The sequence below is a fragment of the Cutibacterium sp. LaCa_89 genome (genome assembly GCF_058177555.1).
In genome coordinates, this window is the sequence record NZ_CP190889.1 from 162,030 (window position 1) to 176,352 (window position 14,323).

A 14,323-nucleotide genomic window follows, 5' to 3' on the forward strand; every position below is an offset into this window, starting at 1 on the left:
GTATGTCCCTTGCCCGCGTCTGTCACGTCTCGACCGTTCACAACCCCCGCGACGGCCGCATCTTCCGCAAGGAGTGCGCCAGCCTCGCCAAGCGGGGCGCCGATGTCTGGTTCATCGGCGCCCAGGACGGTGACGAGATCGTCGACGGGGTACATGTGGTGGGAATCGGCAAGGCCACCAACCGCATCGACCGTCTGACCCGCCGTCAGGCCAAGGTGTGGAAGGCCCTCGACCGGGTGAACCCCGATCTCGTCCACATCCATGACCCCGAGCTCATTCCGCTGGTACTGGCGTGGAAGAAGTTGCGCGGGCGGGCTGCGGTCTTCGATGCTCACGAGGACCTCGTCGCACAGATCGACAGCAAGGCCTACCTCTCCGAGAGGGTGCGGCCCCTGGCCCGGGCCGTGGCCAAGACGCTGGTCACCCTTGCCGACAAGTGCTTCGACGGCATCATTGCCGTCACACCTGCTGTCTCCAAGGGCTTCACCCACCGCAACAGGCAGCTGGTCCACAACTACCCGCTGCTGTCGAGCTTCTATCTTCCGATCGACGTGGAGAAGGTCCCCGACCGGGTCGTCTACGTCGGGATGCTCTCCGGCGGGCGCCAGACCGAGAAGATGTTCGACCTGGCCGACCACCTCGGTGGCAAGGCGACGCTGGTCATCGCCGGCAAGCCCGACCCTGAGGTCGCCCACCTCTTCGACGAGCTCGACAAGTACCCCAACGTCGACTATCGAGGCACCATTCCGGGCGACCAGGTGCCGGACCTGCTGGGCTCGGCCGTCGCTGGACTGATGTTCATGCGTCCCGACAAGAACCATCTGGACGCGCTGCCCACCAAGGTCTTCGAGTACATGGCGGCCGGTATCCCGTTCATCGCCTCGAACCTGCCTGCGCTGGTCGAGAGTCTGGAGAAGTGGGACTGCGGCGTCTTCGTCGACACGTCGGAGGATGTGACGGCTGCAGCAGAGGCGGCCAAGGAGCTGCTGGCCGACCCGGAGCGCTGCAAGCGTCTCGGGGAGAACGGTCGACGCGCCATCGCCCAGGAGTTCAACTTCGAGGCTGACGTCGACGCCCTCGTCACTGTCGAGGAGCGCGCCCTCAAGCGTCAGGACTCCCAGATCGTCGAGGCATGACCCGGATCCTCACCCGTGTCCTGGTGGCCCTGCTGCCGTTGACGGTGCTCTTCGGCACCTACGCGGCGGTGGGGCGCTTGACGTCCTTTCGGGCGGACGTGGCCGCCCTGGCCGTGATAGCTCTGATCAAGGGGACGTCGTGGCCGCGACAGTGGCCGCTGATCATCTTTGGTCTCGCATGGGTGGTCGTCGGTGTGGTGTCCGGGCTCATGGTGTCCTGGACGCCTGCCTGGGGTGACCTCGCGAACCTCGTCATTGGGTTCGTGCTGGTGTGGGCGCTGTCACGGCTGCGCAGCGAGGGTGTTCTCGGTGACCTCACCTGTGGGTGGGAAGTGGGCATCCTCATCAGCCTGCCGATCGCCGTATGGGAACACCACACGACGAGACACTTGTCGCAGTTCATCGACGGTCTGTGGCAGGGGCGGCCGTTGGTGTACCCGCTGCCGGGAACCTTCTTCCCCAACCCGAACTACTACGCCTTGTTCCTCGTGCTGGGTCTGGGTCTGATCGCGTGGCACGCCGTCGTCAAGGGCGGTTGGCAACGCTGGTGCCACGTCGTCGTGGCCCTTGTCAGCTTCTACCTGCTGTTGCTGACCGGGTCGAAGCTCTGCCTCATGGGTGCGGTACTGATGGCCATCGGCGCGGCTCTGACGTGGAAATACGGTCGGATCGTCGTCGGTGCGGGAGCCGTGGCCGTCGTCGTACTGGTCCTCGGGCCAGGTCGGGCGACGCTGCTCTCGGCGTGGAATGACGTCATCGCCGTGCTGGTGCAGCATGCCAATCTCGGCTCACGCTCCTGGCCGGTCAGGCTGTCCCTGCTCGGCTTCGGACTGCACCTCATCGCGACGCACCCGCTGGTCGGGGTCGGACCCGGTGGGTTCGCCCACCTGTCCCGTGACTCCACGGTGTATTCCCTGCACCACAAGACCAATCCCCATAACGGACTCATCCATGTGGCCTCCGACTACGGTGTTCTCGTCGCTGCCGTACTCGTCGTGGCATGGGCGTGGGGAATCGTCCGGGCGTTCCAGCGGCGTGCGCATCGCTCGGGACAGACCCGCCACATCGCCAGGCTGTACATCGCGATGATGGTCGCGGTCCCAGTGCTCATGATGGCCAACAGTGTTTTCGTCGGGCCGAACGTCGTTGCTTTGTGGATGGCTGTACTAGTCCTTCTCGACACCATGGTTGACTCGTCAGATGCGGCATAGGGGCGGTCACCGTACGTGTTCTCGACGGTGACGATAAGCTGGGATGCCGTAGGGTATACGAGCAGGAAGGTTGATTAATGCGCGTCGTGAGCATCGTCGGGGCTCGTCCCCAGTTCGTGAAGTTGGCCCCGGTGGCGAAGGCTTTTGCAGCCGAGGGGATCGACCACAAGATCATCCACACTGGCCAGCACTACGACGTCAACATGTCCGACTCCTTCTTCGTCGAACTCGGGATTCCCAACCCGGACCTGCACCTGGGCGTCGGGGGAGGCACCCACGGCGTCATGACCGGTCGCATGCTTGAGCAGCTCGATCCGGTGCTTGAGGAGATGGCCCCCGACTGGGTGCTCGTCTACGGCGACACCAACTCGACCATCGCCGGCACTCTCTCCGCCGTCAAGATGCACCTGCCGGTGGCCCACCTCGAGGCCGGTCTGCGTTCCTTCAACCGCCGCATGCCCGAAGAACACAACCGGCTCCTCACCGACCACGCCGCTGACCTGTGCCTGGCTCCGACCGAGGTGGCCATGGGTCACTTGGCTGACGAGGGGCTGGCTGCTCGATCGGTGCTCGTCGGTGACGTCATGACCGATGTCTGCCTGCAGGTGCGCGACTCCGTCCTTGCCAACCCGCGTCCGGTGCCCGGAGTGGAGAAGGGTGAGGAGTACGTCATGGCGACGATCCATCGCGCCGACAACACCGACGATCCCGAGCGTCTGGCCCACATCCTCGACGCTCTCGGCGGCCTGGATCGCAAGGTCATCCTGCCGGTGCATCCGCGCCTGCGTGCCCGCGCCGAGGCCGACGGCATCACCATCGCTCGCGGGAACCTCACCACCATCGACCCGCTGGCCTACCCGGACATGGTCAATGCCGTCACGAATGCCGCCGGCGTCATCACCGACTCGGGTGGCCTGCAGAAGGAGGCCTTCCTGCTCGGCACCATCTGCACGACGGTACGTACCGAGACCGAATGGGTGGAGACCGTCGAGAACGGCTGGAACGTGCTCGACCCCGACGCCGAGCACCTCGCCGAGTATGCCACCCGTCCGCATCCCGAGGGCGATCCTGGCCACCCCTACGGTGACGGCAAGGCCGCTGCCAACGTCGCCAAGGTGCTGCTCAAGGCCGGCAAGACGGACCGATGACCGATTCCCCTCGCCTCGGCAGGGTGGTGTCCCTGTCGACGGTGCATCACGGCCACGACAACCGAGTCTTCAACAAGGAAGCGCGGGCCCTGGTCGGGGTCGGCCATGACTATCACCTCGTCATCTCCGCCGAGCATGACGGGGTTGACCAGGGGATTCCGGTCGTCGCTCTGCACCGCGAGGAGGGGCGAGTCCGTCGGCTGATCGTCAGCCAGCGGGAGGCGTGGCAGCACCTGCAGACCCTTCAACCCGAGGTGCTGCACATCCACGATCCCGAGCTCATCCCGTTGGCGCTGCTGTGGGGACGCCGGCACCACTGCAAGGTCATTCACGACGCCCACGAGGACCTCATCGGCCAGGTCGACACGAAGCCGTACCTGGGTAAGGTGACGCGGCCGTTGGCCCGGTTGGCAGCGCGTGGACTCGTGGGATTGGCCGACCGTGGGGTTGACGCCGTCGTTGCCGCGACACCGACGGTTGGGGAAAGGTTTCACCACTCCCCGGTGACGGTGGTGCGCAACTATCCCTGGCTGGGTAACTATGACGCGACCCCGGATCCGGTGCCGGGACGGCTGGTGTACGTCGGAGACCTGTCGGAGGAACGCAAACTCTCCTTCATGATCGACGTGACGCGCAGGGCTCGTCAGCGGGTGCCAGGGGCCCACCTGGTGCTGGCCGGACGGGTGCTGCCGCGTTGTCAGGACACCGTTGACCGCGCGGTGGCTGAGGGCTTCGTCGAGCACTTGGGCCTCATTGACCCGACCGAAGTGCCGAAGGTGTTGGCCAGCGGCCAGCTGGGGTTGGTATTTCTCAAACCATTGCCGAACTACGTCGCCTCCCTGCCGACGAAATTGTTCGAATACATGGCCTCGCAGGTACCGTTCGCGGCATCCGACTTCCCGGCATGGCGGGAGATGTTCGACGGCTATGGTGCCGGGATCTTCGTCGACACCGAGGATGTCGCCGCGACCGCTGATGCCGTCGGCGCGCTGCTTGCCGATCCGACGCGTTGCCACGAGATGGGCCAGGCGGGACGTCGGGCCGTCGAGTCGGGGCTGAACTTCGAGTCCCAGGCTGAGGCGCTGACAGGGCTGGTTTCTCGCCTGCTCGAGGGCTGATTACTCGGGAGCGAGCGCGTGTTTGGGGCTACCGGTGTACGTCGGACCTTCCCCACCATTGATTCCGTAACCTGACCAACCCTGGCCCCCAGGTCCAACCTGCCCCGTGCCCGCTTCTCCCACAGTTCTTCCCCGCCCGGGGACGCACCTTGTCCCATTCCTGTGGTGATTGGGGTGATGAACCTGCGGTGAACCATCCCACCTGGCGGAGACCGGGTTCAGAAGACGGTTTTCCACAGGAGCTTTGGCTACCCCGACCGGAGTTGTCCACAGAATTGAAATTGCCTGGCAGAAATCGCGGGTCCCGCCGACAAATTGGGGTGTGAGGAACCTTCAAGAACGACTCGATCACCGCGGCGTTGCCCGCATCCACCGTCACAGCTACATCCGAGGCCAGGCCGACCGGGCGGTAGCCCGAGGAGACGCCGTCCGCATCCTGCCAGGAGTGGTTGCTGCGACAGCCCTTGCCAGAGACCCCAAGACCATCCTTCGCGCGCTGCTGTTGTGGCACCGCGACGCCGTGATCGTCGGAAAGACCGCTCTCCTGCTGCTCGGGATGACCGCTCCTGGCGCCAACAGGCCCATGGACTTCCGAACCATCAATGAAGTGGAGGCCTTTTCCTCAACCCGCCGGTTGGTCCGACCGGGTATTCGGGTACGTCGCTGGCACGTGCCGCACCGGTTCGTGACCGAGCGGGAGCGGGTTCGGATTGCCACCGCTGAGGTATCGGTCCTCGTCCTCGCCATTCAGGGAGAATGGGAGTGGGTCTGCGAGGCCCTGCGACAACGTCTCGTGACTCCCGAATCCTGTCGTCGGGCACGCAAGGGCCTTACTGGCCGATACCCAAAGGCCGAGGTCGATGCCGCATTGGCTGACATCCTCCTGGCTGCATGGTCAATCCCGGAACTGGAGATGAGCAGGGTCCTTCGCGCCACCGGGATCACCGGTCACAAGCCCAACCACAAGGTCCGGGTGGGAGACCGTCATTACTACCTGGACCAAGCCTTCGAGGCCGAGAAGGTCGCCTTGGAGATTGATGGCCGGTCAGTTCACGGCACCGCCAAGGGTTATGAGGAGACGATGATGAGGTCGGCTCATCTGGACCGTCATGGCTGGAAGGTGCTCCACGTCACCCCGACGATGCTCCGCAAGACCCCGAGATTCGTCCTGGACTGGCTCGCCTCCCACCTGCATCGGCGGCATCGGCCAAGAACCATGTTCAGTGAATCCGTCCTGCGGCAGATCATGGGCGGTGTCGTGCCAGCCTGAGGCTCGCGGATCCAACCTCCTAACGGCGGAGGAGGGTAGCCCTACCCCCTGATGGGTCTTGATTCGTCCCGTTCGCCGACCCATGCGTCCCCAGCCTGACCTTCGCGTTGCCCCGCTGTGGAAAATGGGGTTTCGATGAACCCATCTGCAACGTGGCGCTGCACCACCGACCATCAGGAACCCCATTGCCACAGGAGGGGAACGCTCATCACGTGGCTCGAGGCACGGGAGCGAGGGACCCAGACTCACCGGGCCTACAAATAACGGTGGGGCAACGCTCTCGCGTCACCCCACCGTCAGTGAATTGTCACTTGTAGGAGTAGAAGGCCGGGGCGGTCGACACACGCCCGGTGCCACCCATTGGGGTGGCGTGGCCGTCGGCTCGCGGATCGCGACGGCGAGCCTTCCGTCCGCCGGCAGGCTTGCGCTTGGACAGGTTCTCGAACAAGGACGGATCGTGGGATCCCGCCTTCGTGTCCTTGGGTCCCTTGCGCACTGCCACCAGTGCGATCCCGGCGACGGCGACTGCAGCCACCGCGATGGCAATCAGGGATCCCCTGTCGATCTCCTCAGGATTGATCTCGAGCTTGCTCATGCGCATCACTTCTTCCCGTCGATGGGCTTGGCGCCCCTCTCGTCATCGTCGCGAAGAGCGTTTTTGTTCTTGTCTTCCTTGCCTTCCTCGGTGAGGACATCGCCGACGATGGCTCCGGCCTCGCGATGGAACGCAATGTAACGAGCGCCGAGGTTGATCATGGCCTGCAGACGGTTACGACCGCCCAACAGGGTGTAAATGTGCACCATCACCCAGGTCAGCCATGCGCTGATGCCGGTGAACTTCAGCTTCTCGGACAGCTGGACGACGGCTGAGTTGCGGCCGATTGTCGCCATGGTGCCCTTGTCCTGGTACTCGAATTTCTCCAGCGGCTCGCCGAGTTCGAGGTGGACGATCTGGCGGGCGACGCACTCGCCGCCCTGGATGGCGGGCTGAGCCAGCTGAGGCTTGGGGTCCTCGGTGTTGATGGCACCGTCGCCGACGGCGAAGATGCGATCGTGACCATTGACGCAGAGAGTGCCATCGGTGGCGATACGGCCGCCGCGACCCTGCTCGAACCCCCAGTCGGAAACGGACTTGTGGGCACCGACGCCAGCAGCCCAGATGACCATGTCCGCAGGAAGCGTCTGACCGTCCTTGAGGAGCACCGAATCCTCGCGCACCTCGGCGATGGCGGTCTTGGTGCGCACGTCCACGCCGCGCTTCTGCAACTGGCGACGGGTGTAGTGGCGCAGAGCCGGGTCGAAGGGCATGAGGAGGTGGTCAGCCATCTCGACGAGGGTGACGTGGACGCGGTCGGTGGACACGTCCGGGAAGATTGCCGGGATGCCGATCGACTTCATCTCGGCCAGGGTGCCGGCCATCTCGACGCCGGTCGGGCCGCCACCAACGATGATGACGTCGAAGGTCTTGTCACGCTGGGTGTCGAGGTCCTCGAGGTAGGTGAAGATGGCGTCGCGTGCGCGCAGCGAGGATACGCGGGTGTAGATGGTGTACGAGTGCTCGGCGGCACCGGGGGTACCGAAGAAGTTGGCTCCGACGCCCTGGGACAGGATGAGGTAGTCGTACGAGATCGGGTCGCCGTTGTCGACGTTGACGATGCGGTTCTCGGTGTCGACGTCGGTCACAGAGGCACGACGGAAGTGGGTGCGAGAACCGTTCTGAGCGGCGAAGGAACGCAGGCGGTAGGTGACGTCACCTGGGTTCAGACCACCGGTCGCGACCTGGTACAGCAGCGGCTGGAACGTGGTGTAGGGGTTGCGGTCGATGAGGGTGACGTCGCACCCTGCTTCGGCAGTCTTCTCAGCGGCCGCCAAGCCACCGAAACCAGCACCAACGATCACGACTCGAGGCTTGGAGTCCGCCAGAACCGGTTTGCGACCCAGGCCCGGCAGGCCAATGTCCGACAACAGGGTATTGATGTCCATCTGATCCTCCGAATGATGGTGATACATACTGATTGTCCCAAAAATGTGCTGTATTTCGCAATAACGCGAGCCCCATGGGTAGGTCGGGGCCGGGCACTTCAGCTTGCAGCGTGACAGGCTTGGACCATGCCACATCTCCACACCCAGCCACATGGACACGACGTCACGATCAGCGCGTGGATCCTGAGAAGGTTTCCATCCGACAGCCCACGTGGCTGGCAGTGGAAGGCCCTCGTGCACAAACACCGCAAGATGAATTTGTGGATTCAACCGGGCGGACACGTCGAGCACACCGAGAACCCCTGGCAGGCCCTTGCTCACGAGCTCCACGAGGAAGCTGGCTACCACATTGACCAGTTGAGCGTCCTACAGCCATGGAATCGGCTTCCTGACGGGGTTCATGACCTCATGCACCCGACGCCGGTGCTTCTCAACACCCACAGCCCCTACCCAGGGCACTTTCACTCCGACATCGTCATGGCGATGGTTGCTGATGGTGATCCGGCGGAGAAACCGCGTCCTGGCGAGTCTCTGGAGCTTCAGTGGGTCAGCCCTGACGAGTTCGCCGCGCTCCCGGGGGCCGAGCCCGATGCCGTCATGATCATGACGATGATCGTCGAGCGGGTGGCCGATTCCTGGATTCCTATCCGGGCGACGGACTGGTCGCTGGAAGATGCCCCCACGGAGGCAATGACGAACCGCACGGTCGCCGAGGCCACTGCTCCTGATCCCCTGGACGAGAGGGAGACCCAGGGGTGGGGGACGGCCCAGTGACGCGGAGTTTCGACCTCGACGCAATAGGCTCCGGGCATCCGGTTGCCGATCATTGCGACGAGATCACCACAGCCCTGGATGTTGGGAGGGCGGTCATCGTCGCCCCACCGGGCACCGGCAAGACGACCTTCGTCCCGCCGCTGGTCGCATCGCGGTGTTCGGGTCGGGTCATCGTCACCCAGCCACGACGGGTGGCAGCCAGAGCCGCCGCACGCCGACTTTCCACACTCACCCGGACCCGCCCCGGCGAGTTCGCCTCCCACACCGTGCGCGGGGAGTCGACGACAACCCGCGACACCAGGGTTGAGTTCGTGACGACCGGGATTCTCCTTCGCCGCCTGATGCGTGATCCTGACCTGACAGGGGTTGATGCCGTCGTCCTCGACGAGGTCCATGAGCGTCATCTCGATGCCGACCTAGCCGTCGCGATGGTGTGCGAGGTGGCCCAGCTGCGCGAGGACCTCACGGTGGTGGCGATGTCGGCCACCGTCGACAGCTCCGGGTGGGCGAGCCTCCTCGGTACGGACGAGCCGGTACCGGTCGTCGAGGTGTCATCGGCCCTGCATCAGCTCCAGATCGAGTGGGCCCCAGCCTCGGGATCCCCTGTGGATTCTCGGGGTGTGACTCCCGAGTTCCTCAGTCACCTTGGCAGTGTCACCGTCGAGACCCTCGATCACCACCCAGATGGTTCGGCGCTGGTCTTCGTGCCGGGGGCGCGCGAGGTCGACCACGTCGTCGCGGATCTGCGCTCCCGGCTCGATGGCGTGGAAATCGTCGGGCTGTCAGGGTCGATGTCGGCGCGTGAGCAGGATCGTGCCTTGTCAGACCCAGGTGACGTGCGCCGTGTCATCGTCTCGACGGCGGTTGCGGAATCCTCCCTGACGGTGCCGGGGGTGAGGCTCGTCGTCGACTCGGGTCTGTCTCGGGAACCGCGCCTGGATCGTGATCGCGGCATGACGGGCCTGGTGACAGTCCGGGAATCTCGAGCCTCGGCAATTCAGCGTGCCGGACGTGCAGCTCGTCTCGGCCCTGGCGTCGCGGTGCGGAGCCTGCGGCCCCAGGACTGGTCTGGGATGGATGCCGACCCGGCCCCCGAGGTTGATCATGCCGACCTTGTGGCACCGCTGCTGGCGCTGGCCGTCTGGGGCTCTCCTCGTGGCGAAGGCATGGCCCTACCAACCCTATTGCCACAGGACCGGGCGGCCGAGGCCGAGGAGGAACTGCGTGACCTAGGTGCTGTTGACGCTGACGGTCGAGTCACCGACAGAGGGCGTCAGCTCGCGACGGTTCCGGTCGACCCGCGTCTAGCAAGGGCCCTGGTCGACGGCGCGCCGATTGTCGGGTCTCGTCGCTGCGCCGAGATCGTCGCCATGCTCGGCCTCGACGACGGACAGGTCGACCTCGTCGGGCAGTGGCGCCAGTTGCGGACTGGTCGTCACCCCGATGGGAGGGTGTGGCGTCGCGAGGCTGACCGGCTTTCGCGTCTCACTGACGATTTCCCCGACACCAACATCACCGACGATGATGCCGTCGCCACGGTCGTCTCCCTGGCTCGCCCAGGTTGGATCGCTCGCAGCCGTGGTGAGGGGTCATCGTCCTATCTGTTGGCTTGTGGCACTGGGGTTGAACTGCCCCGCAACTGCCCACCCGGGTTGCTCGGGCAGCCCTGGTTGGCCGTTGCCCGAACCTCTCGCGTCACGAGCGGCGCCCTCATCCGGGCAGCGGTCCCGCTGGCGGAATCGGCGGCTCTGGATGCCGGTTCGGCGATGCTCGCGACCGAGACCACGGTCACCTGGAATGGCGGCAAGGCTCGCGGTCGGCGCGTTTCGCGGCTTGGTGCCATCGAGTTGTCGTGCACCCCGGTCCGGCCAGGGCGTGATGAAGCCCGTCAAGCGGTGCTGGAAGAAGTGAGATCCCGCGGGCTCGAGGTTATAGGCCTGACGAAGAACGGTGAGTCCCTGAGGAGTCGGCTCGCCCTGGCCCACCGGGTACTCGGAGACCCCTGGCCTGACGCCAGTGATGAGGCTCTGCTCTCTCGCGCCGAGGAATGGCTCGACTTGGATGGCCTGGCCGCAGGGCAGGGGAGTGACGCCACCTCTGGCCTACGCAGGATGCTGGGGTGGCAGCAATCGGCACGTCTTGACGAGGCCCTCCCCGAGACGATCACGGTCCCCAGCGGGTCGCGAATCCGCGTTGACTACCCGGAACCCGGCAGTGACGCCGCTCCGGTGCTCGCGGTGAAGCTCCAGGAGTGTTTCGGGTGGACCGACGGCCCGATGATCTGTGACGGCCGCGTGAAGGTGGTGCTCCATCTGTTGTCCCCAGCCCGACGTCCGTTGGCCGTCACAGACGATCTCGCCAGTTTCTGGGCCAACGTCTACCCCTCGGTGCGAGCGGAGAATCGTGGACGTTATTCCAAACATCCCTGGCCCGAGGACCCACTGACGGCCATGCCCACGAAGCGCACGAATCGGGCGTTGGGGCATAGCTGACGGCGGGCCAAGTCCAGCACCCACGCTGAGTCCGGGAGTTGAGGACTTGTTTCCAAGCAACGTGTCCCTTCGCGTCCCGGTCCACCCGCAACCTTGTGGAGATCGGGGTTCTGATGGCGAAAGCTGCTACGGGAGATGGCACGACGGGGGTCCATGACCCCGATTTTCACCAGGAGGCGGAATACCCGACATCGTCGGGGTCCGGGCGACGGGCCCCGCCCGACGACCTCCGAGCCCCGCGCAAGGATCGCCGAACCCGTTGTGGGTGGAGACTTCCCGCCAACCGCGACTACGATGGCTCTCAACGACAGGGGAGCATCATCGGATGCTGAGAGTGGGCACCGCCCAGACCCTCGAACCTGAACCGGTTAGGACCGGCGTAGGGAGTCGGGCTCTTCGCGCATGTGCGCCCCCTTCCGAAGGGACGGAAGGATTTCCATGACCAACGACAAACCTGCCATGCGGTATCGCACCATTGACATCGTCACCCCAGTGATGATCGCGGTGGCCTTCGGTGTCATCTTCCTCGGTTACGGCGCTCTCTACAGCCTCCTCAAGCCGGTGTCCTCGGTGTATGTGCCAGCCGAGGGCATTCTCGCCGGCATCTGGTTTCTACCCGCCCTCATCGCCGGCCTCATCGTCCGCAAACCCGGAGCGGCCCTTCTCGCGGAGGTCCTCGCTGCATCCATTGAGGCCGCCCTCGGAAGTCAGTGGGGAGCCGGGACCCTCATCTCGGGTCTCATCCAGGCTCTGCCGATGGAGCTGTGTCTGCTCATCGTCGCCTATCGCAAGGCTGGACCGAAGCTCGCCATGGTTGCCGGAGCTCTCACCGGTATCGCTGAGGGTATTTACGAACGTATTTCCTATTACCCGATGTTCCGTTTCGGGGACACCGTCGTTTACCTCATCCTCATGGTCGTCTCCGGAGCGCTGCTTGGCGGGCTGCTGGCGTGGGGTATCGTCCGCGGCCTGGCGGCCGCTGGTGCCCTCAACCCCTTCGCGGTTTCTCGTGAACTGCGTGGCGGAAAGCGGAGTACGGCGTCGGCGCGGAATCTGTCATGACTGACGTCTTGGCCCGTAATGACCAGGTTGACGACGTTTCCGCTCGTCGGGCGGTGCCAGTGGATGTCGAGGGGTTGACTGTCGGCGTCCCGGGCCGCGACGCCCCCATCCTCGGGCCCATCGACCTCCACCTGCCTGCTGGCGCAAGGGTGCTTGTCACAGGGCCTTCGGGTGCTGGCAAAACGACCCTGCTGCACGCCGTCGGAGGGTTGCTGGAGGAGGAGAGTCACGATCTGACGGGCCAAGTGAGTACGTGGGGCGACGACAACGTCGGTCTGCTGCAGCAGGAGCCGATCCACTCTGTCGTTGCCGCGACCTGTGGACGTGACATCGCCTTTGGTCCGGAGAATCATCGCGTTCCCCGCGAGGAGATCTGGCCGATCGTCGAGGATTCCCGACGCCGTGCCCGGTTCACCATTCCCTGTGACCACTCCACCACGAAGATGTCGGGCGGGCAGATGCAACGTCTCGTCATCGCCGGAATCCTGGCCACCGACCCCGGGCTGCTCCTCCTCGACGAGCCGATCTCGATGCTCGACGAGGAATCGGCCAGCGCGATTCGAGACGAGGTCGCCATGATGGCCCACGACCGGACGGTTTTCGTCGTCGACCACCATCCGGACCAGTGGCGTGGGATCCTCGACCAGGTTGTCGAGTTGACCGATCACGGCACCCTCAAACGGATCTGGGATTTCGAGGACTACCTCGACTCGCGCGAGCCCACCGAAGTGCCGTGGCACCCCGCTACTCCCGGCGAGGCAGTCGCTCGGGCCGTCGCTCTCGATGCTCACCGTCCGCAGTCTGTCGACGTGCTGCTTCGTGGCGTCGAGATGTCGGCCCGACGCGGTTACGTCACGGTCCTGTCAGGGCCCAGCGGGGTCGGCAAGTCCACCCTGCTGAGGCTGCTGGCCGGGCTTGACGACCCTGCCGCCGGCGAGCTCGCCCTCCCCGAGCCCGGGCACACCGCCTGGGTGCCGCAGAACCCGGAGAACTACCTCGTCGCCCGCACAGCTGCTGACGAGCTCTTCGCCTCGCCGATGGTTCCTGAGAACGCTGATCTGCGCGACCTCGTCAGGACCTTCGGGCTCAAGCCGATCCTCGACTCCCACCCCATGACCTGTTCGGGCGGGGAGAAGAGGCGCCTCGCCATCGCGGCGGCACTCGCTCAGAAACCCGACCTGCTGCTCCTCGACGAGCCGACCGTCGGCCTCGACGACGACCGCGGTGCCAGTGTCCTGACGGCCATCCGCGCCGCGGCGGACTCCGGGGTTGCCGTCGTCGTCTCTTCCCACGACCCCCAGGTCATCGAGATGGCTGACGAGGTCGTTGACGTCGCCTCGTACCGCGATCCGGATCCTACCCCGGACGAGAACCCCCAGGGGAAGCCGGCATTCCTGACGAAGATCAACCCTCTCGTCGTCCTCCTTATCGCCGTCGCAGGCATTGTCGGGTCCCTCTTCGTGCGATCTCCGCTCATCGGCGCCATCGGGCTCATTCCGGCCGTCGCCATGGCTCCGATGTGTTCCCGCCGCGTCAAACCCTTGGCGGTTCGGACGGTTCCGGTCGTCATCGCCGCGGTGATGTTGGTCTGGACGACCCTGTTGCTCCACAGCGGGTTCACGAACCCAGCGGTGTGGAGCGAGGCGACCCGTCAGGGGCTGAGGATCCTCGTCTTCGTCCTGCCGGGCGCACTGGCCTCTGCCGCGGCCGATCCCACCCGCTTCGGCGACGCCCTGGCACAGCAGACCCACCTTCCGCAGCGCCCGGTGGTGGCGTCGGTGGCAGGTGTGATCCGGATGGGGCACCTGGGCGACCAGTGGCGCGTCCAGTCCGATGTGCGCCGCCTGCGCGGGATGGGGCCGGCGTACTCCCTGTCATCCCGGGTCAAGTACCTGTCCTCGATGACATTCGCGATGGTGCTGTACGCCATGAGGTCGTCGGAGGTGCTCAGCCGGGCCATGGACTCCCGCGGTTTCGCGACGGCGACTCGGCGTACCTACGCCGTCGAGTCGCGCTGGCGAACACGAGACCTGTGGGGAGTCGCGTTGGCCGTCCTCGTCATCGCCGTCCCTGCCATTGCAGCGGCACTGCTGGGGTGACGGACTCCGACGACGCAGAGCGGCGGGGTT

The 14,323-nt window shown here is 65.2% G+C and carries 11 protein-coding genes and 1 riboswitch; of the genes, 9 read left to right on the forward strand and 2 right to left on the reverse strand.

Going from position 1 to position 14,323, the window contains the following annotated elements; translation table 11 throughout:
• Positions 1-2 precede the first annotated feature (2 nt).
• The 5 genes from ACP8LP_RS00675 (at position 3) to ACP8LP_RS00695 (ending at position 5,883) form a co-directional block, all read left to right on the forward strand.
• Positions 3-1,136, forward strand: coding sequence for a glycosyltransferase (locus tag ACP8LP_RS00675; RefSeq protein WP_484483204.1), 1,134 nt, complete (start codon positions 3-5; stop codon positions 1,134-1,136).
• Positions 1,133-2,347: an O-antigen ligase family protein gene (locus ACP8LP_RS00680; RefSeq protein ID WP_279186852.1), complete on the forward strand. Its 1,215-nt coding sequence runs from the start codon at positions 1,133-1,135 to the stop codon at positions 2,345-2,347. The genes ACP8LP_RS00675 and ACP8LP_RS00680 overlap by 4 nt, the downstream gene beginning before the upstream one ends.
• Before the next feature lie 77 nt (positions 2,348-2,424).
• The gene (gene wecB / locus ACP8LP_RS00685) at positions 2,425-3,495 is read left to right on the forward strand and encodes a non-hydrolyzing UDP-N-acetylglucosamine 2-epimerase (RefSeq protein WP_279186853.1); all 1,071 of its coding nucleotides are present in this window, start codon (positions 2,425-2,427) and stop codon (positions 3,493-3,495) included.
• Entirely contained in the window at positions 3,492-4,613 is a 1,122-nt protein-coding gene (locus tag ACP8LP_RS00690; protein WP_279186854.1) for a glycosyltransferase, read from the forward strand. Before wecB ends, ACP8LP_RS00690 begins: the two co-directional genes overlap by 4 nt.
• Before the next feature lie 322 nt (positions 4,614-4,935).
• Entirely contained in the window at positions 4,936-5,883 is a 948-nt protein-coding gene (locus ACP8LP_RS00695; protein ID WP_279186855.1) for an endonuclease domain-containing protein, read from the forward strand.
• A gap of 307 nt (positions 5,884-6,190) precedes the next feature.
• On the opposite strand, the gene ACP8LP_RS00700 is transcribed toward ACP8LP_RS00695, so the two are convergent.
• Together ACP8LP_RS00700 and ACP8LP_RS00705 are read right to left on the reverse strand one after the other, a co-directional pair.
• The gene (locus tag ACP8LP_RS00700) at positions 6,191-6,487 is read right to left on the reverse strand and encodes a hypothetical protein (protein ID WP_187117015.1); all 297 of its coding nucleotides are present in this window, start codon (positions 6,485-6,487) and stop codon (positions 6,191-6,193) included.
• Positions 6,484-7,866: an NAD(P)/FAD-dependent oxidoreductase gene (locus ACP8LP_RS00705; protein WP_484483205.1), complete on the reverse strand. Its 1,383-nt coding sequence runs from the start codon at positions 7,864-7,866 to the stop codon at positions 6,484-6,486. The genes ACP8LP_RS00700 and ACP8LP_RS00705 overlap by 4 nt, the downstream gene beginning before the upstream one ends.
• 126 nt (positions 7,867-7,992) lie before the next feature.
• Between ACP8LP_RS00705 and ACP8LP_RS00710 the strand changes: the two genes are divergently transcribed.
• From ACP8LP_RS00710 to ACP8LP_RS00725, 4 genes are all read left to right on the forward strand, one after another.
• The gene (locus tag ACP8LP_RS00710) at positions 7,993-8,640 is read left to right on the forward strand and encodes an NUDIX hydrolase (RefSeq protein ID WP_016666739.1); all 648 of its coding nucleotides are present in this window, start codon (positions 7,993-7,995) and stop codon (positions 8,638-8,640) included.
• Entirely contained in the window at positions 8,622-11,132 is a 2,511-nt protein-coding gene (gene hrpB / locus ACP8LP_RS00715) for an ATP-dependent helicase HrpB (RefSeq protein WP_484483206.1), read from the forward strand. Before ACP8LP_RS00710 ends, hrpB begins: the two co-directional genes overlap by 19 nt.
• A 299-nt stretch (positions 11,133-11,431) precedes the next feature.
• A riboswitch (TPP riboswitch) is annotated at positions 11,432-11,535 on the forward strand.
• A 35-nt stretch (positions 11,536-11,570) separates the two neighbouring features.
• Entirely contained in the window at positions 11,571-12,194 is a 624-nt protein-coding gene (locus ACP8LP_RS00720; protein ID WP_016666741.1) for an ECF transporter S component, read from the forward strand.
• Complete coding sequence (locus ACP8LP_RS00725) at positions 12,191-14,293, forward strand: ATP-binding cassette domain-containing protein (RefSeq protein ID WP_063279451.1); 2,103 nt, start codon at positions 12,191-12,193, stop codon at positions 14,291-14,293. Before ACP8LP_RS00720 ends, ACP8LP_RS00725 begins: the two co-directional genes overlap by 4 nt.
• Positions 14,294-14,323: the final 30 nt, after the last annotated feature.